Consider the following 21,431-nt stretch of genomic DNA (forward strand, 5'->3'; position numbering starts at 1 on the left):
GCTACCAATAGTGCTCGCGGCTGGCGCGATAGAAATCGACCGTGCGCGCGACGCCTGCGCTCAGCGGCGTGCGCGGCGACCAGCCGACGAGCGAGCGAATCTTGCTGATGTCGGAATAGAAATCGCCGGGTTCTTGCGCGCGGCGCTCCTCAGAGAACGGGGCCAGCTTCCAGCGGCCCGATCCGGCGACCGAGACAATCGATTCGGCCAGATCGCGGAAGGTGGTGGGCCGATCGACGCCGACATTGAAGATTTGGCCCAGCGCGGCGTCGTTGGTGGCGCACGCCAAGAGCGCCTCGACGCAATCATCGACATATAAAAAGTCGCGCTGGATCATGCCATTGCCGAAGACGGGAATGGTTTCGTCGTCGAGCGCCAAGCGAATGAACCAGTTCACCACGCCATAGCGCGAGTGTTGCATCTGTGCTCGCGGACCATAGGTGTTGGTGATGCGCAGCAGACAGGAGCGCACGCCAAACACCAGGTGGTAGGCTTCGACGATCTTTTCCGCCGCCAGATTGGTGATTTCGTAAATGCCGAGCGGCATGGTGGGCGCGGTCTCGGGGACCGGTAGCTGAGCGGGCTTGCCATATTGGCCGCGCGTGCCGGTGTAAACAACGCGCGCGGTCGGATTGTGGCGCCGGCAGGCCTCCATCACGACGGCTGTGCCTTTGACGTTGATATCGATATCGGGAAAGGGATCGGTCAGACTCAAGATGTGATCGACCTGCCCTGCCAAATGGAAAACAAAGTCCTGGCCGCGGACCAGGTGGTTCATCACGTTGGCGTCGCGAATGTCGGAGTAGTTGACGGTGACGCGGTCGCGGATGGGATGGATGTTGAACAAGTTGCCGCCGTAGCCAGGGATCATGGCGTCGACGATGGTGACCTGCGCGCCGCGTTCAATCAAGGCAATGGCCAAGTTACTGCCGAGAAAGCCCATGCCGCCGGTGATCATCACCCGCGCGCCGTCGAACGTGGCAGTGGCGCCAACCGGCGCGGCGGCGGTCGTCATGGCAAGGCCTCCGCCAGCGTGGAGCGGACGGCGGTCGCCACCGTTTCGAGTTGCCCGGGGGAAAGGCCGATATAGAGCGGCAGCGAGAGTATCTCGCGAGCGGCTAGTTCCGTGACCGGCAGCGATCCAGATTCATAACCCAGATCGGCGTAGGCAGGTTGCAGATGCGCAGGGAGCGGATAGTGGACGAGCGTGCCGATGCCTTGGCGGGCAAGCTCGTCGCGCAGTCGATCGCGCTCTGGCGAGCGGACGACATAGAGATGATAGACGTGCCGCGCGTCGGCGGCGACGTGCGGGGTGCTGACGGCGTCGCGCAGTAAGGCGTCGTACTCGGCCGCGAGTTCGCGCCGCTCACTGTTGTGCTGGTCGAGATAAGGAAGCTTGGCGAGCAAGATCGCCGCTTGCAGTTCGTCGAGCCGGCTGTTGACGCCGCGCCGCGCCGACGAATCGCGATTGACTTGCCCATAGCTGCGCAGTTGCCGCAAGCGCTGGGCCGTGGGCGCGTAGTTGGTGACCACGGCGCCAGCGTCTCCGGCGGCGGACAGGTTCTTGGTGGGGTAAAAGCTGAAGGTCGCCAGGTCGCCGAACGTGCCCACCGGCCGATCGCGCCAGCGGGCGCCGTGCGCCTGCGCGCAATCTTCGATCAGCGTCAGATCGTGCCGGTCGGCCAGCGCGGTGAGCGCGGTCATGTCGGCGGGTTGACCATATAAATGGACCGGCAAGATCGCGCGGGTGCGGGGGGTGATGGCGGCCGCGGCGGCCGCCGGGTCCATGGTATAGGTCGCGGCGTCGATATCGACCAACACCGGTCGCGCGCCGGCGCGTTCGATGCCGCAAACGGTGGCGACCGCCGTATGCGCCACGGTAATGACCTCGTCGCCGGGTCCGATATCGGCGGCGCGCAACGCCAGTTCGATGGCGTCGGTGCCGTTGGCCACACCCACCGCATGCGAGACGCCGAGGTAATTTGCCCAGGCGTGTTCAAACGCTTCGACTTCTGGCCCTAGCACGTACCAGCCACTGGCCAGCACGCGCTGGCTGGCTGCCTGCAACTGGGGCGCAAGCCGCTCGGCGAGCGGACGGAGGTTGTGAAACGGGATCATAGGCAAGCACACGGCGCCAATCGGGCACGGAGCAATGCGGCCAATTGCCGCATTCATGGCAGTGTACGCCGCGCCGCTGCCGCCCGCGAGTTGGGGGGCCTAGTCGCCCGGCGGCGCCGGCGACTAGGTGGAACCCTTCTCGGCACACCTGGGGCGACAAGGATCGGCGATGCAATGCCTTTGCGCGCGATGGAGCACAAGGGGTTTTGCTCGATTGATTTGCTCCGGGGGTCAATGACTAGTGAAGTAGCCGCGGGTTGTTCTCGTCGCTGACAAACGCCGTTCACAAAGCGCGCGACGGGAACAGATGTACAGTATTTGATTGAGGGAGGAACTGCAAGGCGATTTTTTGCACAAACTAGGGGCGGGAGAGGGACGAGCGACGGGGGAGGTGAGTAGAAAAATGCCCCCCTCACCGCGACCTGCGGTCGCTGCCTCTGGCGCCTGCTGCGCTTCGCTGCGTGGGGGCGAGGCGGAAGAGGGGAGGAACCGCAGAGACGCGGAGACGCAGAGGGGGGATGAGATTGAGCAGGGGAGCAGTAGAGAAGGAGATCAGGTGAGCAGTGGAGCAGGTGAGGCGGCCTGTGTGGCCGCGTGTAGGGCCGCAGGGGGCGGCGGAAATGATTTGCAACGAAAACATGAAAACAGGGGGGGTGAACTCCGAAAACGCCTGTCCGACAACGAATGCGAATCGCGATTCTGTTTTTTGAAGTGGTTGGTATGCCACGGCTTGCGCTGTGATGCACGCTCGGGAGAGGCGAAAGGGTTTTCGGAGTTTTCGGAATGCGGTAGCGATTCGTGGCGCGGAGAAAGAAAACCGCCGAGGCGCGGAGGTGCCACATCAACACCAGTATTACGCCCGAGCCGTCGCATGCACTGCGGTTTGCCATCGACTGCATCCAATCATGTGCTGGCGGGCACTTAGGAAATCCGTCGCGTCCCGGCAGACGGTCGCCGTCGAGAAATCCAAAGCATCGTTGCTCGACTCGCCCCCGGAGCGAACTGGGGCTGTTCAGGAGAATTTCCACGGAATTTGTGTGGATGTTCGACACAATGGAGCGCGTGGCATTAAAGTGTCGCTCGCAAGGTTATCGTTGTGCTGGCTGGCGGCGCCTCAAGCGGCTATTTGCCCCTTGGGCCAGATCGAAAGGAAACGCTGATGTCTCGAAATCCAACGCGCGGCCTTTTCTCGATGCCCGCAGCTCTTGCGCTCGCTGTTCTGTTCGTCGCGGGCTTCGTCGCCCCCGCCCTCGCCGTGACGATTCCCACCGTGCCGGTCGGCAACCCGGGCAACGCGCCCGACCAACTCTGGACGCAGACCAATCCCACGAATCTTCTATTCGGCTCGGTCGGCTACGCCTACCGCATCGGCACGACCGAGGTGACGGTCGGTCAGTACACCGACTTTCTCAATGCGGTCGCTGCCACCGACACCTACGCCCTCTACAACACGTCGATGGGCACGGACCTCAATATCGCCGGCATCGCGCGCACGGGTTCGTCGGGCAGTTACACTTACAGCGTCATCGGCTCAGCCAACAAGCCGGTGACCAATGTGAGTTGGGGCGACGCGGCCAGATTCTCGAACTGGCTGAACAACGGCCAGCCGACGGGTGCCCAAGGGCCGGGCACGACCGAGACCGGCGCGTACACACTGAATGGCGCCGTCACTCGAGCAGCCTTGAACGCCGTATCGCGCAATGCGGGTGCCACGTGGTTCATTCCCAGCGAAAGCGAGTGGTACAAGGCGGCCTATTATGAGCCGGCCGCGCAAGGGGGTGACGCGGACAATTACTGGCTCTATCCGACCGGCACCAACAGCGAGCCGATCTCGCAGGCGCCCGCCGGCGGCGCCAACAGCGGCAATTTCTTTGACCCCATCACTGGTTATGCCGTTACGGGTTCCACGGGCTACAGCAGCACTCAGAACTATTTGACCGATGCGAAAGCGTACAGTTCCGCGATAAGCCCCTCCGGCACCTACGATCAGGGTGGCAACGTGTGGGAGTGGAACGAAGCGTTGATCAGCGGGTCGTATCGGGGTTTGCGTGGTGGTTCGTGGAGCAGCTACGCATTCTACTTGCAGTCCTCGATCCGGAACTACGAAAACCCGACGACCGAGGGCCGCAGTTTCGGGTTCCGTGTGGCAACCGTCCCCGAGCCGGCGGCGCTGATCTATGCCGCCAGCGGCATGGCGATAATCTTCGTGGCGCTAGGACGCCGGCGGCGGCGAGCACCTTAGCCCGCGCACTGTGCGCCCCCTTGGTTTCTTGCGGCCGCGGGGGGCATAATGCGGCGCGGGGCGGGGCGCGGGTTTCATCTCGCCGACATGGCGCGAGCAGCGAAGGCACGGCCGCATTTTGAAGTCGATACGCATTGGCAACGCCGCTGGATTTTTGGGGGACAATCTCGACGCGCCGCGGCAGTTGGCCGAGGCGGGCGGGCTAGACTATCTGACGCTCGAATATCTGGCCGAGCTGACGCTGTCGATTCTTGCCCGAGTGCGCGAGAAGAACCCGGCGGCGGGCTACGCGGGGGATTTTTTGGAGGTGCTGGGGAGTCTTGTGCCGGCGCTGGCGTCGCAACCGAACCTGAAGATCGTGACCAACGCCGGCGGGATGAACCCGGCGGCGTGCGCGGCGGCGGCGGGCAGGCTGCTGGCCGAGGCGGGATTGGGCGAGACGCCGATTGGCGTGGTGACCGGCGACGACATCTTGCCGCGCCTGGCCGAGTTGCAATCGGCGGGCTGCGCGTTCACCAACCTTGACACGGGCGCGCCGCTGAGCCAACAGCAGCAACCGGTGAGCGCCAACGCCTATCTGGGGGCGCGACCGATTGTCGATTGCCTGGCTGGCGGCGCGCGGCTGGTCATCACGGGCCGCGTGGCCGACGCCTCGCTGACGGTGGCGTCGGCAGTGCATGAATTTGGCTGGCGGTGGGACGATTGGGATCGGCTGGCCGGGGCGAGCGTGGCGGGGCATATCATCGAGTGCGGCGCGCAGGCGACCGGCGGCTTTTATCCGCACTGGCAAGGGATTGAACTGGGACGCGTGGGCTACCCGATCGCGGTGCTGGCCGACGACGGCGCGTGCCAGATCACCAAGCCGGTCGGGAGCGGCGGCGTGGTGAACCGCGAGACGGTGTGCGAGCAACTGGTGTACGAGATCGGCGACCCGACGCATTATTTGACGCCGGATGTCGATGTCGATTTCACCGGCGTCGAAGTATCGGCCGATGGCGTCGACCGGGCGCGGGTGCGCGGCGGGCGAGGACGCGCGGCGCCAGAGAGTTATAAGGTGTCGCTGGCGTATCGGGCCGGTTTCACGGCGTCGGGGACGCTGCTGGTCTACGGGCGCGACTGCGTGGCGAAGGCGCGGGAGTGTGGCCGGATTGTGTTTGAAAAGCTGCGCGCGGCGGGCTTTGAGTACGACCGGCAACTGGTGGAGTGCCTAGGCGCGGGAGAAGGCGTGCCGGGTTTGAATCGGCCGCCGGCTGATCTTGTGGAGGTGGTGCTGCGGGTGAGCGTGCAAGACCGGCGGCGCGAGGCGGTGGAGCGATTCACCAAGGAACTAGCGCCTTTAATTACGGCGGGGCCGGCGGGCCTGGCGGGTTACGCGGCGGGCCGGGCGAGCGTGCGGCCGGTGTTTGCCTATTGGCCGACGCTCGTGCCGAAGCGCTTGATCGCGGCCGAGACGCGCGTGGCCACGGCCCAACAGTGGAGCCAGCCATGAGCGCGGCGAAGACGATTCGACTGGCCGAGATCGCGCACGCCCGCAGCGGCGACAAGGGGAACCACGCCAACGTGGGCGTGATCGCCTACACGCCGGCGGGGTTTGCTTACTTGCGGAGGGAGCTAACGGCCGAGCGGGTGGGCGCGTATTTCGCAGGGCTGGGGGTGACGCGGGTGGAGCGTTTTGAGTTGGCGGGGATCGGGGCGTTCAACTTCTTGCTGTACGACGCCTTGGGGGGCGGGGCGAGCCAATCGCTGCGGATCGACACGCAGGGCAAGCTCTTGAGCACGGCGCTCATGGAAATTGAGTTGCCGGCAGCCGATAATGCAGCCGCGATGCGTCGAGGGGACGGTTGATCGCTGGCTGTGTGGGCAATAGGCGCAAGGCGGAAGCGCGCCTGGCTACATCCGGCTCTTTGGACGTGCGCGCTCTGGCATACGGCGACTGAGAGAGGCGCCAGAATACAGCCACGAATCCGTAGCCGGGAACACCCCATGAGCGAACCACTGGTCAAGGTACAGGTTCACGACGAGGCGGGAACCATTCTGCTCAACCGCGCCGACAAGCGCAACGCGCTGAGCCGCGAGTTGGTCGCTGAGCTCGATCAGGCGATCGAAGATTTACACCTGGAGCGCCGCGTGCGGGCGGTGATCATCACCGGCGCGGGGACCGCGTTTTGCGCGGGGCTCGACCTGGTGGAGATGCATGAGACGGCGCAGCTACCGAGCGCGCGGACCCAGTGGGAAACCGACTCGCTGGCGTATCGCGACCTGCTGGAAAAGATGTTGCGCTTTCCCAAGCCGCTGATCGCGGCGGTCAATGGTCCGGCGATGGCGGGGGGCGCGGGACTGGTGCTGGCGTGCGATATAGTGGTGGCGGCGCACGAGGCGCGATTTGGATTGCCCGAGCCGATGCGGGGGATTGCCGCGGCGGCGGTGGCGCCCTTGTTGTCGTTTCGAGTGGGGGCGGGTCCGGCGGCGTTTTTGCTGACGACGGCGGGGGTGATTAGCGCCGAGCGGGCGCATCACTTGAACATCTATCACGAACTGGTGGACCAGCATTGGTGCTGGGCGCGGGCGAAGGAATTGGCGGCGCACTGCGCCAAGTGCGCGCCGACGGCGCTACAGCTCAACAAAAAGATGTTGAACGAGACGATCGGAGAGGAGATGCTGCGGCAACTCACCAGCGGCGCGGCGATGAGCGCGTCGTCGCGGACCACCGAGGCGGCCGTCGAAGGGTTGAAGGCGTTTCGCGAGAAGCGCGAGCCGAATTGGGAGTGATGCGCGCAGCGCGCGACCGGAGGGCAAGATGCGATACAACCTGGGGGCGGCGCTGACCAGCGGGCATGTCGATGCGGGGCGCGGCGACCGTGTGTGCCTGTATTGGGAGAACTCGGCGGGCCAGCGGCGGCAGTTCACCTACGCCGAGATGGACGAGCTTTCCAACCGCTGCGCCGCGGCGCTGGCCGCGCTGGGTGTGACGCGGGGCGACCGCGTGCTGCTGCGGTTGCCGAACCTGCCGGAGTTCTACATTGCGGCGCTGGGAGTGGCGAAGCTGGGGGGCGTGTTCATTCCGTCGAGCACGCAGTTTCGGCAAAGCGAGGTGGAGTATCGCCTGCGCGACTCGGGCGCGGTGGCGGTGGTCACCACCGGCGCGCTGGCGGCGGCGATTGTCGAATCGCGCGCGGCGTGCCCGGCGCTACGACACTTGATTACGGTGGATGGGGCGGACGGCGCGGCGGGCGCGCTCGACTTTTGGACGTTGCTCGACGGCGCGGCGCCGCGATTTGAAGCGGCCGACACGGCCGACGACGACTTGGCCTTCATCGCTTATACCAGCGGCACCACCGGCGACCCCAAAGGGGTAGTGCATTTGCAGCGGTACCCAATCTCTTACGAAGCGTTGATTCGGCTGTGGCACGACTACCGCGACGACGACGTGGTGGCCTGCCCTGCCGAGTTGGGCTGGCTGCTGCCGGTGGCCTCGACCTTTCTGTACGCGATGCGGGCCGGGGTGTCGATTGTGCTGTATCACCCAACCGACGGGCGATTTCGCGCCGGGGCGTGGTTCGATTTGATCGCGCGATATGGCATCACCAATTTTGTGGGAACGCCGACGATCTATCGCATGTTGATCGCCGACTCGGCGATTGACGCGGCGAATTTGCGTTCGCTGCGGCATGGCGTGAGCGCGGGAGAACCGTTGCCGCCCGATACGTTGGCGGCGGTGCAGGCGCGGCTGGGGTTTGCGCCGCTGGACGGCATCGGCATGAGCGAGTGCATGGTGTATTGCTTCAACCGCGTGGGGGAGGAGGTTGTGCCCGGCAGTTGCGGCAGGCCGGGGCCGGACTGCGAGATTCGGCTGTTGGACGACGACCTGCGCGAGGTGGGCGTGGGGGAGTCCGGCGTGTTGTGCGTGCGGCGCGATTCGCACCCCGGCATGATGAAGGAGTATTGGAACAAGCCGGCGCAGACGGCGGAGATTTTTCGCGGGCCGTGGTACTACTCGGGCGACGTGCTGACGCGCGACGCGGCGGGGCGGTATTGGTTTCAGGGGCGCAACGACGACGTAATCAAGGCGAGCGGGTATCGCATTTCGCCGTTCGAGGTGGAGAGCTGCTTGCTCGAACATCCGGCGGTGCTGGAAGCGGCGGCGGTGGCGGCCGACGATCGAGTGCGCGGCTCGGTGGTGAAGGGGGTGATCGTGCTGCGCGAGGGGCACGCGGCTAGCGAGCGGTTGGCGGCGGAGATTCAGGAGTTCGTCAAGTCGCGGATCGCGGGGTACAAGTATCCGCGGCAGATCGAGTTTGTGACGGAACTGCCGAAGACGGCGAGCGGCAAGATCAAGCGGAGAATGCTGAGGGAAAGTGGCTAGTGGTCGGTGGCTGGTGGCTAGGGAAGAAGGAATTGAACCGCCGAGGCGCGGAGACGCAGAGGGGGGGCATGTACGAGAAACGGGCCGGCAGCATGCAGTGGCAAATCAAGACGATCTATTGGGACATGCTGCCCGTCGAATTGATTCCGCCTGCGATCGAGTGGCGGGAAGTGTTCATGGCGCTGTGGCCGGGGCCGATCGACGCGGATCAATGTTTCATCGAGGCCGGCTTCACGGAGTTGTACGAGGCCGAGAACGAGGAGGCCGAAGACGCTTGGGAAAGCGAGTGGCGTGAGTTGGTTGCCACGGTGATTGAGCAACTGAGTGTCGTCGGCGATGTTCGGCCGCGCGCCGCGGTCGAGGTTTTGCGCGTCGAAGAAGGCTCCTGGTTGCGGAGACTATTCGGCGCCTCGTCACTACGATCGCCGCCGCTGGAACTGTCGCTATTGGATCAAATCTTATTGGTAAGCAACGACTCGCACTTTGGCGCGATTACGGTGGATTTTGGCGAGCCGCCACAGGCGTCGTTGCGCGCTGGCGAAGGTCATCCGCTTCTGTGGCTGAGCTTTGATCGCGGCGCGATTGATTCGCAGCGACTCGTTGAGCAAGCTGCCGCCGGCCGGCCCGTGAAACAGTTGAGTCTGAATTGGGAACGGTTGATGTGGCATCGAGGGTGAATGGACGCGTTCGCTAGTTCGTTTGCGCGAAACGCGCCGCTGTTGCGGCCTTGACGCGGATTCAGCGCCGAGACGAGGGGACATATTTCAGGGCACGTCCGTGATTTTAATAGGAGGAGCAAGACCACGCCGAAGCGGGGAAATGCTCCATCCATTGCAAATCGACAATGTGCGGGCCACTGGATCACATCGCGTAGGTGTCTGAAGCATTATCGCCACGACCACAGTACCGCCGGCGCAGTCGCGGTAGTCCACCTTTCTCCTCACCCTTCCTACGGAGGTTAAGGAGCCGTTTGCTAACCGATGCGATACTCGAAGGTGGTTCTGCGCCCGATGCAGCGTTCACCTCCTTGGCGAAAGCGCTCGCGAGCGCGGGGTCAGCAACAATTGCATCGGCTGGTGTGTCAAATCGAAGGTACTGTTCAATGATTACAGAATCGAGGTCGTTCATCCGTACACATCCTCTCCCTGCGTTCTGGTTGACAAACGAAAACGCCGATGCAAGATGAACGGCAGGGGGACGTGCCACCGTGCATCGGCCTCTCAACAACTAGCCGTCACTCGCGAGTTTTCCAGGCTTCAGCGAGTGCGGCTTTTTTTTGGTACGCAAGTAGCGATTGCTAACCAGGTTACGTAGCTCACACGCTAGAGTCGCTTAGCTTGCTCCGTAAGCGTGACGACTTTTTTGTGAATGTCAAGTGCCTCAGGCGATTATTTGGAATCGAAGTTCGGATTCATTTCGAATTGCCGTTCCGCCCTGTCAGACCGGCCCCTCGGCGGCGTATCAGCGATTGACGTAACTGGTCAAACGCCGAAATCGCACCGGGAGCCGACGCATGGGCACGCCGCAAGCAACCCTCTGGAACCTAGCCTCTTGGGGGCTGCTCGGCGCCGCGCGAGCGCTGATCGTGGCCAAGTCGCCGCTGTGCGGGCGGATGGTCGAACAGGGTTTGAACGACGGGCTGCACTGCGCGCTGGTCTTTGGCCCGCTGGTCTGGTGCTGGGTGGCGCGGCAGGTGGGGGCGGGCGTTACGGTTTAGCCGCCAGCCGATCGAGCAGCACTTGGATGGCCGCTTTGGCGACCTCGGCATCTTGCTCGCCCGTGCCACCGCCGATGCCGACGGCGCCGATGACCTGATCGGCGACGACGATTGGCACGCCTCCTTTGAGGGTGGTGATCTTGGCGCCGCTGGCCAGCGCCGCGTGCTGAATGGCGAGACTCAGGTGTACGTTGGGCTCGCCACCTGCCGGCAGCGTGCCGGTCGGCTGGCGGAAGGTGGCGGCCGAGACCGCCTTGGTGAGCGCGGTGGCGCCGCTGGCCGGCCGGGCGCCATCCATGCGGGCGAAGGCGAGCAAATGCCCTCCGTCGTCGACGATGGCGATGTTGAGCTTGAGCTTCATCTCGGCGGCCTTTTGTTTGGCGGCGTCGAGGATGGTTTCGGCGCCGGCGAGATGGAGCAGCGTGCGGCCGGTGGTCACCAGCGGCGCGGGGGATTCTGTCTGCGCGGCCGATTTTGTTTGCGCGGTCGCGGACGGCATGGCGACGAGCGAGACGATGAGCGCAAAGAGCAGCCAGTGAGCACGCGACATGACGACCTCCGCGGGTGAGATGAATCGCGGCAGGTGATGCCGTAGGCGCCGCGACGACGTGACGATTCTCGCAGGGGCGGCGAGGGAGGGAAAGTAGATAGTGACTGATGGGAGGGGACGAAGAAACAACGCGAAGTCGCAATGGTGCGGAGGAGGAGATTGAGCAGAGGAGTTGTTTGCGGCGGCCGCGATTGCGGCCTTGGGATTGGGGAATCCCCTCACCCGCGGCCTGTCGGCCTTGCCCTCTCCCCGCACATGCGGGGCGAGGGAGGAAGATGGAACCGCAGAGACGCAACGGCGCGGGGGAGGAGGAGATTGAGCAGGAGAGTTGTTTGCGGCGGCCGCGATTGCGGCCTTGGGATTGGGGAATCCCCTCACCCGCGGCCTGTCGGCCTTGCCCTCTCCCCGCACATGCGGGGCGAGGGAGGAAGAAGGAACCGCAGAGGCGCAACGGCGCGAGGGCGAAGGAGATTGAGCAGGAGAGTTGTTTGCGGCGGCCGCGATTGCGGCCTTGGGATTGGGGAATCCCCTCACCCGCGGCCTGTCGGCCTTGCCCTCTCCCCGCACATGCGGGGCGAGGGGGGAAGAAGAAACGCAACGTCGCCAAGTCGCGAGGGGCGAAGGAGATTGAGCAGGAGAGTGGTTTGCGGCGGCCGCAATGGCGGCCTTGGGATTGGGGAATCCCCTCACCCGCGGCCTGTCGGCCTTGCCCTCTCCCCGCACATGCGGGGCGAGGGAGGAAGATGGAACCGCAGAGACGCCAAGGCGCAGAGGGGGAGGAGATTGAGCAGGAGAGAATTGGAGCAGGGGATAGGGGAGCAGGAGGTAAGGGGGGCAGTGTGTTTACTGCGTCAGGGGTTGCTGTTGGGTTGCCAATTGAGCGACGGCACGGCGCCGACGCCGCTGGCGCTGTTGCCGGCTGGCGCCGCGTGCGTTGCCTGTTGCGCGGACGACTGTGGACACAACTGTGGATAGGTTTGTTCGAGCACGTGCGCGGGGGGGGCCGAGATGACGTCGCCCGCCTGCAACCGGCTGGGGCTGGGATAGCGCTGGCGATTGTGCTCGTACAGCGCCTTGAAGTAGCCGCCGGTGCCGTAGAGGCGCTTGGAGATAACCCAATAATTTTCGTTGGCGCCGACCGTGTAGGAGTGGTCTTCGGGCCGAAACGCGCCAGGAGCGACGCCGGTTGGCTCGGGCTGCGGATTGGCGGCGGCGCGAGGCTGCGATGTGGCCAGCGGCTGTGTTGCTGCTGACGGTTGTGGCGACGGAGCGAAGGATTGCGACGGCGCGGACAACGGCGGAGACGGCGCGGCGAAAGCCGGCGCCGATGCCGGCAGGGGCGCGTCGTTACGCTGCGAGTCGACAAACGGCGTGCCCGCTGGCGGCTGTGCGCCGGCCAGCGGTGGCGGCGCCGCGACCTGCGGCAACGGCTGGTCGTCGATCGGTGGCGGAGGAAGTCGGCGGCGCGAGGGGCGGCTGGCGACGTCGCCTAGTGGTTCGAGCGGATCGGGGAAGTTGGCCGGCGCTGTGTTTGTTGGCGCTGTGTTGTTTGGCGCGGCGATGTTCGCCGGCGCTGAGCTATTAGTTGGCGCGGTGGCAAGATCGGACGCGCTGGCCGGTGGCTCGGCGCGCCAGGAGCGACCGTCATCGGCGGGCGGTTCGAGGCGCAGGGGGCCGGTTGGCAAGGGGGGCGTGCCTGAGTCCGAGGCGGGAACTTCGACATTCGAGCGCGCCGGCACTGCGGCCAGCGATTCGAGCGGCGGCGGCGTGGAGTAGATCTTGGCCGGAGCGGACGAGGCGATGGCTGGCGGCACGAAGAGCGGCGTCTTCCCCGGCGCGGCAGCGCCAGGCGAGTCGTCCGCAGGCGGATTGGGGAGCGTCGCCAGTTGACTGTCGGCGGGCGGGACAGAATCGGCGGGGAAAGGCTCAAAGGGGGCTTCGGCCGGCGCGACGACAGTGGGCTCGCTGGTGATCGAAGATTTAGCGGCGGGCTCAGCGCCCAAAGGATCGGCGGCGAATTGATCGGCCGGCGCGACATTGGCGGGGGGCGTGACGACTGGCGGCAGTTCGCCTGCGAGCGATGGTTGTCGCGGCGACTTGGTGAAGGGATTGTCCGCTACGGAATTGGCGGAAGGCGGCGAGGTGTTGGTTTTCCAGGGCGACTTGCGATGCGGCTCGCTGCTGGCGGGCGCGGCGGCGAGCTTGGTGGTTAGTTCGGAAGCGGCCGGCGTCTTGGCGGGCGCCTTGGCGGGCGCCTTGGCGACCACGGCCTCGCGTTCTTTTTTGAGTTTGGCGGCGCGGGCCTGATCGACGCGGACCCGAAACCAAAGGACGCCGCAGAAGATCAGCACGAGGCAACCAATGAAGCTGACGCCGGCGCGAATTTCGCGGGCGAGCGAGCGGCGAGAGCGGCGCGGCAAGGCGACCGGCTCATCGGCGAGCAGTGTGGCGGAAGTTGTGTCGAGACGGCCGTGATCCATCATGGCGAACTCGCTTTCGTGGCGGGGTGAGTTTAGTCGGTGGCGCGGCGACTCGCGACGCGCAGCTTGGCGCTACGGGCGCGGGGGTTTCGCGCCAGTTCGTCGTCGGCGGGACGCAGCGGTTTTTTGGTGATGACAGCTAAGCGCGGATCGTCGCGAAATGCTTCCTTCACGCGGCGATCTTCCAGCGAATGAAAGCTGATGATGGCCAGGCGCCCGCCCGGCCGCAGCCGGTCTGGCAGACGGCGCAGGGCGATTTCCAGCGATTTGAGTTCTTCGTTGACGGCGATGCGCAAGGCCTGGAAGGTGCGGGTGGCGGGGTCGATGCGCTCGCTATCGCGCGAGCGCGGGACGGCGCGGCGCACCACGTCGGCCAGTTCGGCGGCGGTTTCGATGGGGCGCGCGCGGCGCGCGGCGACGATCTCGCGGGCGATACGGCGGCTGAGGCGGTCCTCGCCATAGTGATAGATGAGATCGGCCAGGTGGGCCTCGCTCAGCCGATTCACCAGGCGCGAGGCGGGCTCGCCTTCGTGGGGATTGAATCTCAAATCAAGCGGTCCTTCGCTTTGAAAACTGAAGCCTCGCTCGCGGTCGGCAAGCTGGTCGCTGGAGAGTCCGAGATCGAGGATTACTCCGTCGAGCCGATCGATGTTGAGTTGGTCAAGCGCCTCCGGCGCATCGCAAAAGTTGGTCTGACAGAACCGCACCGGCATGCCCGCCGACCAGCTTGCGGCGCGTTCGATTGCCGCGGGATCGCGGTCGAACGCCACGAGCAAACCGGAGGGTCCGATCCGCTCGAGGATGGCGCGGGCATGTCCACCGCCGCCGAGCGTGCCATCGAGCACGATTTGTCCGGGGGCGAGCTCGAGCTGCGTAAGCACCTCGGCCGTGAGGACAGAAACGTGTTGCGATTGCGAAGTCGACATCGGGACGGGACGCCGATCTTACCAGGGAGCAGCGGGAGCTGAGAATTGCACTTGTTCCGGGCGCATCCGTGCGCCCATTTGTGGTTCAAGCGTCCACGAAGACGCGTCGACCTATGGCTTCGCGGATATGAAGGATCCGCCCCGACATCCTGCGAGGCGGCGCTGCTCAAAGCAGGGCTCGGCCGAGGCCGAATTAGACGACAGTCGGTGGCCGCTGACTGGCGTCGCCCTGCGTGTAAGCGCACTAGCAGCAATGGTTTGCGACTAGGCTATGGCTCGTCGGCGGCGGATGATTGGGGCCGTCACAGGCGAACCAGTACGGGCCAAGAATATCCCTTTCGGCGATTGGGTCAAGCAAGCTTTTGTTGGTCGAAAGCGGACCAATCGCCAGCCGATTTCGTACCTTCAATCCACGGCTTGGTTTGAGTCGATGCTAGCGGCCGACGAGATTTTTAGAAATTTTTTTCGGCGCGATTTCAGCCGCGCTCGGCGCGCTTGTGGAAGAGCTGTTGGTAGACCGCTTCGTACTGTCGCACGATCGCATCGAGCCCGTAAAACTCGGCCGCGCGGCGCTGGTTTGCCGCGCCCAGTTCGGCCGCTAATGCGGAATTGCCGGCGATTTTCACGATTTGTCGAGAAAACGCGGCGGAATCATCGGGCGCGGTGATTTGCTCCTCGGCGGCGTCGCCAAGCGAGCTAGCCACCCCTTCGACACGAGTGGCCACTACCGGCAGGCCGGCGGCCATTGCTTCCAACACGACGTTGGGCATGCCTTCCCAGGCAGAGGGGAGTACCAGTAGCTCGCTGGCCCGCAGTATTGCGGGCACATCGGGACGCCAGCCGACGAAGTGGACACGCCGGCTCAGGCCAAGTTCGGCGGCGAGGCGTACTGCCTGATCGCGTTGGGGTCCGTCGCCGACGATCAACAGATCGTGGTCTGGCAATTGTTCCAGCACTGGCGGCATGAGTCGCAGCAGCCAGAGGTGACGTTTTTGCTCCTCCAGACGACCAACATAGGTGATTAGACTGCGATTTTGGTCGATGGCCAGGTTGGCTAGCCCAATGCGGGGAACCGCGAAGCGGGCGAGATCGACGCCATTGCCGATAGATTGCAGCTTTTGCCGCGGCAGGCCGCCCGCCTGGTGCGAGAAGGTGAGGACATCGTCGCTGACGCAGATATAGCGGTCGACCAGTGGACTGGTGGCCCAATCGAGCCACAAGTGCCAGCGCTGTTGCTGCTCGGCCACGCGAATGCCGGCCACGACGTGCGGCACGCCGGCCAGTCGCGCCGCCAGTCGGCCAATGAAGTTGGCGTGAAAGAGAAAGGTTTGCACCACATCGGGAGGCCGCTGCTGGAAGTGACGGGCAAGGCGCCAGACGCTGCCAGCGGCGTGCCACGGCCTAGTGGCATTCAGATAGACCACCGGCACTTCAGCGGCGGCCAGACGCGCCGGCAATTCGTCGTGCGGGGGGCGGGGGGGCGGGCCTAGCGAATAGACAATGGGCTGGAACTGCTGGCGGTCGATGCGCGCGGCCAATTCGACCAGCGCGCGCTCGGCGCCGCCGGTTTGCAGTTCGGTGATGCAAAACGCGATGCGAATGGCCGCGGCGCCTGTTGGGTGATGGGGATGGTGTGGAGCGCGGCGGAGTGTCGCCGCTGGGTTGTGGCTGAATATACTGTCGCTCCCATGATGACTCGCACGGCCGACTACGACTACGACCTGCCCGCGGAACGCATTGCTCAATTCCCGCTGCCGAACCGGGCGGACGCCCGGCTGTTGGTGGTGGATCGGCAGGCCGGGACGCTTGAGCATCGGCACGTGCGCGACCTGCCCGAGCTATTGCGGCCGGGGGACTGCCTGGTGCTGAACGACACCAAGGTGGCGCCGGCGCGGTTGGTGGGGCGGCGGGCGCTGACCGGGGGGCGCTGGGAGGGGCTGTTTCTGTCGGTGGAGGCGAGCGGCGCCTGGCGGCTATTGGGGCGCACGCGGGGAAAGATACAGCCGGGCGAAGAGGTGATTCTGCAGCGGTCCGACGGCGGCGACGCCTTCGCACTGCGGCTTGTGGAGCGACAGGCCGACGGCGTGTGGCTGGCGGAGCCGAAGTTGCCGGGCGCGACCTGGGAACTGTTGGAGCAGGCTGGTCGAACGCCACTGCCGTGCTACATTCGCCACGGCGTGGGACGCGAGGGGGACATTGGCCGGTATCAAACGGTCTATGCACAGACACTAGGTTCGTCGGCGGCGCCAACGGCGGGGCTGCATCTGACGACGCAGTTATTGGATCGGCTGCGCGGCGTGGGGGTGATGACTGCCCGCGTGACGCTGCATGTGGGGTTGGACACGTTCCGCCCGATCAAGGCCGACCAGGTGGAAGAGCATCCGCTGCATTCGGAATGGTGCGCGGTGAGCGGCGAAGCGGCGGCGGCCATTGGCGCGGCGCGCGCGGCGGGCGGACGCGTGGTGGCGGTGGGGACGACGAGCGTGCGCACCTTGGAGACCGTCGCAGCCGACGGCGCGCCGCGCGCATGGGAGGGGAACACGCGACTCTTTGTGCGGCCGGGGTATCGGTTCGCCATCGTGGATGGGCTAATGACGAACTTTCATCTGCCGCGTTCGTCGCTATTGGTGCTGGTGCGGACGTTTGGCGGGGACGAGTTGATCCGGCGCGCGTATGACGAGGCGATTCGCGAGGAATACCGCTTTTACAGCTATGGCGACGCGATGTTGATTTTGTAGGCGGCGCTGGCGAGACCGCTGCGCGGCGACTCGTCGACGGCGCAACTGGCCTCTATACTGATGGCCCCGTTTCACCCCGCAAATCGTTCACGGAGGATGCGCCGTGCTGGAAGTCGCCGCCGAAATGGTGTTGGTTGTGCCGACCCCTGTGTTTCATGGGCTGGGACACTTTCAAGGGTTTTCGACCGACGCGGAGCGCTATCTGAGCGAACTGCTGCGGCCGGAACACGTGTCGTATCGTCCGCGCGGGGAGATGGAGCAGGACCCGAGCTTCAAGCAGTTGATACCGTACTGCATCTTTCGCTATGTGGACGCGGCGGGCGTGGCGCATGTGTTTCAGTACCGGCGCGGTTCGGGACAAGGCGAGGGGCGACTACACGCCAAGCGCAGCATCGGCGTGGGCGGGCATATTTCGAGCGAGGACTGCGGGGGCGCGATCGGCGCCGATCCGTACCTGGAAGGGCTGCGCCGCGAGTTGGCCGAGGAGGTGCGGATCGACACCGAGTACAGCGATCGGCGGGTGGGACTGATCAACGACGACGAGACGGCGGTGGGGCGCGTCCACCTAGGAGTGGTGCATCTCTTGGACGTGCGCGAGCCGGCCGTGGCGCCGCGCGAGGCCGACCTGTTGGAGGCGGGCTTTGTGCCGGTGAGCGAGCTGCTGGCCGATCTCGACGATTTTGAGACGTGGTCGAAGATTAGTTTGGAATCACTCTTCGCAGGATGACTCTTGCCAACGGTGGACGCGGTTTGTTAGGGTTCTGGCGTCGTCGGACCTCCCGCCCGAACGTGGGGTGTTCACCGGCGGCAGCGATCGACACAATTTCGTAATGATCCGGGGTCTTTGACCCCGTTTCAGGCGCCTTCGTAGGTTCCTGCCCCGCCTACGAAGGTTTTTTTATGCGCGGAGGATTTGCGGCGGCAGTGGACGCGCGCTGCGCTTCCGTTGACGTCCTTGGCAAGTGCCGATACGATTTTTGAGTCGCTCGGCTGGATAGCCGGGCGTTTTTCTGGGAGCACTTTGTGAAACTGTTCACAAAGTGGCTGTTTTCCGCGGGTTCAGGTGCGCGCCCATGGTCGCCGATTGGCTTCCCATTTTTCTCTTTGCCGTGGTGGCAGTGGCGCTTTCGGGCGGAATGCTGCTGGTGAGCTGGCTGATTGGTCCGGCGCGGCAGACCCGAGTGAAGGAGATGCCGTACGAGAGCGGCATGGACCCGATTCACGACGCGCGGCGCCGGTTCGACGTGCGCTTTCATCTGGTGGCGATCGCGTTTCTGGTGTTCGACGTCGAGCTGTTGTTTCTTTATCCCTGGGCGGTCGCCACGCGCGATCTGGAGGGGATCAACCGCGCGGTGGAGCAGGGCCTGGTGAGCGGACGCGGACTGGTGTTCGCCGAGGTGCTGGTGTTCATCACGCTGCTGGCCCTGGGCTTTGTCTATGCCTGGCGCAAGGGGGTGTTTGAATGGCGCTAGAACTGCCCGAAAACGTGGTGGTGACGCAGCTTGATTCGCTGGCCAACTGGTGCCGCAAGAACAGCCTGTGGCCAATGCCGTTTGCCACCGCGTGCTGCGGCATTGAGTTGATGGCGACCGGCGCTAGCCGCCACGACTTGGCGCGGTTTGGCGCCGAGGTGTTTCGCTTCAGCCCGCGACAGTGCGACTTGATGATCGTGGCGGGGCGGGTGGTGATGAAGATGCTGCCGGTGCTGCAACGCATTTGGTTGCAGATGAGCGAGCCGAAGTGGTGCATCTCGATGGGGGCCTGCGCTTCGACCGGGGGCGTGTTCGACACCTATTGCGTGGTGCAGGGAATCGACCGCTTCATACCGGTCGATATGTACGTGCCGGGCTGTCCGCCGCGGCCGGAGCAATTGATTCAGTCGATCATCGACCTGCAAGACAAGATTCAGCGCGAGGGGACGATCACCGGGCGCGAGTTCGAGGTGGCCGCGCGGCAGCAGCCGAAGCGGGCGCTGATGGAATTGCCGATCCTGCACAACGTTCCGCAACTCAACCGTTAAACCTTTGCCGACTATCGACGCATGTTGCTGCCCGAGACGTTGCAAGCGCTAAGCGCCAACTTCGCCGGCCTGGAGTCGAGCGAGTTTCGCGGGGGGACGCGCGTGGTCGTGCCGCGCGACTCGCTGTTGGCGGCGATGCGCTTTTTGCGCGACCAGCGGGGATTCGATCTGCTGGTGGATGTGACGTGCGTCGACTATCTGAACTATCGCGACGCCACCGATCGGTTTGGGCTGGTGTACCTGCTGACCAACACCACAACCAACGAGCGGGTGACGATTCGGGTGTTCGTCAACGAGCCCGACCTGACGGTTCCCTCGGTTGTGCCGCTGTGGGAGGGGGCCAATTGGATGGAGCGCGAGGTGTACGACATGTTCGGCATCCGGTTCGCGGGGCACCCCGATCTGCGGCGAATCTTGATGCCCGAGGAGTTCACGGCGTATCCGCTGCGTAAGGATTACCCGCTGCAAGGGCGCGGCGAGCGGCACAACTTCCCGGTTCTGCTGAGGAGCGAGAGCTGACATGTCGTTGGAATCCGCCATGTTGACGCAGCCGGGCGAGCCTGGCGCCGCGACCGATGAGCAGGACTATTTGTGGACGCTCAATTTTGGTCCGCAGCATCCGGCCACGCACACCACCTTGCGGTTGGTGATTCGGCTGGATGGCGAGCGCGTGGTGGATGCCGTGCCCGACATTGGCTACCTGCACTCGGGCTTTGAGAAGATTGGCGAACACCTCGATTACAACCAGTACGTGACGGTCACGGACCGGATGAATTACATCTCGCCGATGGCCAACAACGTGGCCTGGCACGGCGCGGTGGAAAAGCTGATGGGGATCGAGCTGACGCCGCGCTGCAAGTATTTACGGGTGATCGTGGCGGAGTTGGCGCGGATCAGCGACCATCTGTTGTGCAACGGCGCGGTGGGCCTGGACGTGGGGGCGTTCACGTTCTTTTTGTACGCGTTCAATCAGCGCGAGGCGTTGTACGACATCTTTGAGACGGTGTGCGGCGCGCGGTTCACCAACAGCTACACGCGGGTCGGCGGACTGATGTACGACGCCACGCCGCTGTTCGTGGAAAAGGTGCGGGCCTTCGCGCGGGCGTTTCCCAAGACGTTGGACGACATGGAGCGACTGCTCAACCGCAATCGCATCTTCATCGATCGGACCAAAGGGGTGGGCCTGTTGAGCAAGGCCGAGGCGCTGTCGCGCAGCGCCACCGGACCGATCGCGCGGGCCAGCGGCGTGACGCGCGACCTGCGCAAAGACGAGCCGTATCTGGCGTATGGCGATTTTGATTTTCAGGTGTGCTGCGCCACGGCGGGCGATTGCCTGACGCGCTACCTGGTGCGCATGGCCGAAATGCGCGAGAGCCTGAAGATCGTGGAGCAGGCGATCGAGAATCTGCCATCGGGCCCGGTGAACGTGGGCATCGACCAGCGCACCGCGCTGCCGCGCAAGACGCAGGTGTATTCGACCATCGAAGGGCTGATTTCGCACTTTGAGCTGGTGATGAGCAACCGCGGCTTTGAAGTGCCGAACGAAGAATGCTATGCGGCGATTGAGAGCCCCAACGGCGAGCTGGGATTTTACATCGCGGGGGACGGCAGCGACGTGGCGTATCGGGCGCGATGCCGGCCGCCGTCGTACATCCACTTCGCCCTGTTTCCGTATTTGATCAAGGGGCACACGCTCAGCGACATCGTGGCGGTGCTGGGCAGCTTGAACATCATTGCCGCGGAGCTCGATCGCTAACCATTTGCCGCCCGGAGTCGAGAGCTTGTCCCACACCAACGGCCAACGCGTGCTGACCGACGAGATGGTGGCGGCGATCCGCGCCTACTTTCCGCGTTATCCCACGCGGCAGGCGGTGACGCTGCCGGCCTTGCACATTGTGAACGAGCGGCTGCGGCATGTGCCGCTGCAAGCGGTGGTGGAGATCGCCGAACTGCTGGAGCTGAAGCCGGCGGAGGTGCAAGACACGCTCTCGTTTTACGGCTTCTTCAAGCAGGACGCGCCGCACGGCAAGACCCGGGCCTGGGTGTGCCGCAGCGTGAGCTGCGCCTTGCGCGGCGGCGAGGAGATTTTGGAGCATCTGTGTCACCGCGCCGGCGTGCAGCCGGGCGAGACGACCGCCGACGGCCGGCTGACGGTGGAGTTTGCCGAGTGCCTGGGCGCCTGCGAGCACGCGCCGTGCATGTTGGCGGGCGACACGCTGCACACCAGTCTCACGCCCGAGAAGATCGACCAGTATTTGGCCCAGCGAGGAGCGTGAG

General features: G+C 64.7%; 20 protein-coding genes. 14 read left to right on the forward strand and 6 right to left on the reverse strand.

Annotated features, from left to right (window positions below; translation table 11 throughout):
* Nucleotide 1: 1 nt before the first annotated feature.
* Together K1X71_01360 and K1X71_01365 are read right to left on the reverse strand one after the other, a co-directional pair.
* Nucleotides 2-1,015 (reverse strand): NAD-dependent epimerase/dehydratase family protein, encoded by a 1,014-nt coding sequence (locus tag K1X71_01360; protein MBX7071768.1) that lies wholly within the window; start codon nucleotides 1,013-1,015, stop codon nucleotides 2-4.
* On the reverse strand, nucleotides 1,012-2,175 hold the full coding sequence (locus K1X71_01365; GenBank protein ID MBX7071769.1) for a DegT/DnrJ/EryC1/StrS family aminotransferase: 1,164 nt from the start codon (nucleotides 2,173-2,175) through the stop codon (nucleotides 1,012-1,014). Before K1X71_01365 ends, K1X71_01360 begins: the two co-directional genes overlap by 4 nt.
* A gap of 1,102 nt (nucleotides 2,176-3,277) precedes the next feature.
* On the opposite strand from K1X71_01365, the gene K1X71_01370 reads away from it, so the two are divergent.
* From K1X71_01370 to K1X71_01400, 7 genes are all read left to right on the forward strand, one after another.
* Complete coding sequence (locus tag K1X71_01370) at nucleotides 3,278-4,360, forward strand: formylglycine-generating enzyme family protein (GenBank protein ID MBX7071770.1); 1,083 nt, start codon at nucleotides 3,278-3,280, stop codon at nucleotides 4,358-4,360.
* Between the two features lie 118 nt (nucleotides 4,361-4,478).
* Entirely contained in the window at nucleotides 4,479-5,849 is a 1,371-nt protein-coding gene (locus tag K1X71_01375; protein ID MBX7071771.1) for a DUF1446 domain-containing protein, read from the forward strand.
* On the forward strand, nucleotides 5,846-6,205 hold the full coding sequence (locus tag K1X71_01380) for a DUF3037 domain-containing protein (protein ID MBX7071772.1): 360 nt from the start codon (nucleotides 5,846-5,848) through the stop codon (nucleotides 6,203-6,205). The genes K1X71_01375 and K1X71_01380 overlap by 4 nt, the downstream gene beginning before the upstream one ends.
* Nucleotides 6,206-6,343: 138 nt before the next feature.
* Complete coding sequence (locus tag K1X71_01385; protein ID MBX7071773.1) at nucleotides 6,344-7,129, forward strand: enoyl-CoA hydratase/isomerase family protein; 786 nt, start codon at nucleotides 6,344-6,346, stop codon at nucleotides 7,127-7,129.
* A gap of 28 nt (nucleotides 7,130-7,157) precedes the next feature.
* The gene (locus K1X71_01390) at nucleotides 7,158-8,723 is read left to right on the forward strand and encodes an AMP-binding protein (GenBank protein ID MBX7071774.1); all 1,566 of its coding nucleotides are present in this window, start codon (nucleotides 7,158-7,160) and stop codon (nucleotides 8,721-8,723) included.
* A gap of 32 nt (nucleotides 8,724-8,755) precedes the next feature.
* Nucleotides 8,756-9,400, forward strand: a complete 645-nt coding sequence (locus K1X71_01395; protein ID MBX7071775.1) for a hypothetical protein — start codon at nucleotides 8,756-8,758, stop codon at nucleotides 9,398-9,400.
* Nucleotides 9,401-10,236: 836 nt separating this feature from the next.
* Nucleotides 10,237-10,440 (forward strand): hypothetical protein, encoded by a 204-nt coding sequence (locus tag K1X71_01400; protein MBX7071776.1) that lies wholly within the window; start codon nucleotides 10,237-10,239, stop codon nucleotides 10,438-10,440.
* Here K1X71_01400 and K1X71_01405 read toward each other — a convergent pair.
* The 4 genes from K1X71_01405 to K1X71_01420 form a co-directional block, all read right to left on the reverse strand.
* A complete protein-coding gene (locus tag K1X71_01405; GenBank protein ID MBX7071777.1) occupies nucleotides 10,430-10,990 on the reverse strand; it encodes a heme-binding protein in 561 nt (186 codons plus the stop codon). The genes K1X71_01400 and K1X71_01405 overlap by 11 nt on opposite strands.
* An 851-nt stretch (nucleotides 10,991-11,841) precedes the next feature.
* On the reverse strand, nucleotides 11,842-13,473 hold the full coding sequence (locus K1X71_01410) for a hypothetical protein (GenBank protein ID MBX7071778.1): 1,632 nt from the start codon (nucleotides 13,471-13,473) through the stop codon (nucleotides 11,842-11,844).
* Between the two features lie 29 nt (nucleotides 13,474-13,502).
* On the reverse strand, nucleotides 13,503-14,396 hold the full coding sequence (gene rsmH / locus K1X71_01415; GenBank protein MBX7071779.1) for a 16S rRNA (cytosine(1402)-N(4))-methyltransferase RsmH: 894 nt from the start codon (nucleotides 14,394-14,396) through the stop codon (nucleotides 13,503-13,505).
* Between the two features lie 476 nt (nucleotides 14,397-14,872).
* Nucleotides 14,873-16,141, reverse strand: a complete 1,269-nt coding sequence (locus K1X71_01420; GenBank protein MBX7071780.1) for a glycosyltransferase — start codon at nucleotides 16,139-16,141, stop codon at nucleotides 14,873-14,875.
* Here K1X71_01420 and queA point away from each other — a divergent pair.
* From queA to K1X71_01455, 7 genes are all read left to right on the forward strand, one after another.
* Nucleotides 16,088-17,134: a tRNA preQ1(34) S-adenosylmethionine ribosyltransferase-isomerase QueA gene (gene queA / locus K1X71_01425; protein MBX7071781.1), complete on the forward strand. Its 1,047-nt coding sequence runs from the start codon at nucleotides 16,088-16,090 to the stop codon at nucleotides 17,132-17,134. The two genes, K1X71_01420 and queA, sit on opposite strands and share 54 nt — an antisense overlap.
* A gap of 124 nt (nucleotides 17,135-17,258) precedes the next feature.
* Nucleotides 17,259-17,861 carry a phosphoesterase gene (locus K1X71_01430; GenBank protein ID MBX7071782.1) on the forward strand — a complete coding sequence of 201 codons (603 nt, stop codon included), beginning with the start codon at nucleotides 17,259-17,261 and terminating at the stop codon, nucleotides 17,859-17,861.
* Nucleotides 17,862-18,207: 346 nt separating this feature from the next.
* Entirely contained in the window at nucleotides 18,208-18,606 is a 399-nt protein-coding gene (gene ndhC / locus K1X71_01435) for an NADH-quinone oxidoreductase subunit A (protein MBX7071783.1), read from the forward strand.
* Nucleotides 18,597-19,154 carry an NADH-quinone oxidoreductase subunit NuoB gene (gene nuoB / locus K1X71_01440; GenBank protein MBX7071784.1) on the forward strand — a complete coding sequence of 186 codons (558 nt, stop codon included), beginning with the start codon at nucleotides 18,597-18,599 and terminating at the stop codon, nucleotides 19,152-19,154. The genes ndhC and nuoB overlap by 10 nt, the downstream gene beginning before the upstream one ends.
* Nucleotides 19,155-19,175: 21 nt before the next feature.
* Nucleotides 19,176-19,673, forward strand: coding sequence for an NADH-quinone oxidoreductase subunit C (locus K1X71_01445; GenBank protein ID MBX7071785.1), 498 nt, complete (start codon nucleotides 19,176-19,178; stop codon nucleotides 19,671-19,673).
* 19 nt (nucleotides 19,674-19,692) lie between these two features.
* On the forward strand, nucleotides 19,693-20,910 hold the full coding sequence (gene nuoD / locus K1X71_01450) for an NADH dehydrogenase (quinone) subunit D (protein MBX7071786.1): 1,218 nt from the start codon (nucleotides 19,693-19,695) through the stop codon (nucleotides 20,908-20,910).
* 25 nt (nucleotides 20,911-20,935) lie between these two features.
* Nucleotides 20,936-21,430 (forward strand): NAD(P)H-dependent oxidoreductase subunit E, encoded by a 495-nt coding sequence (locus K1X71_01455; protein ID MBX7071787.1) that lies wholly within the window; start codon nucleotides 20,936-20,938, stop codon nucleotides 21,428-21,430.
* Nucleotide 21,431: the final 1 nt, after the last annotated feature.

The sequence above is a fragment of the Pirellulales bacterium genome, from assembly GCA_019694455.1.
Taxonomy (GTDB): Bacteria; Planctomycetota; Planctomycetia; order Pirellulales; family JAEUIK01; genus JAIBBY01.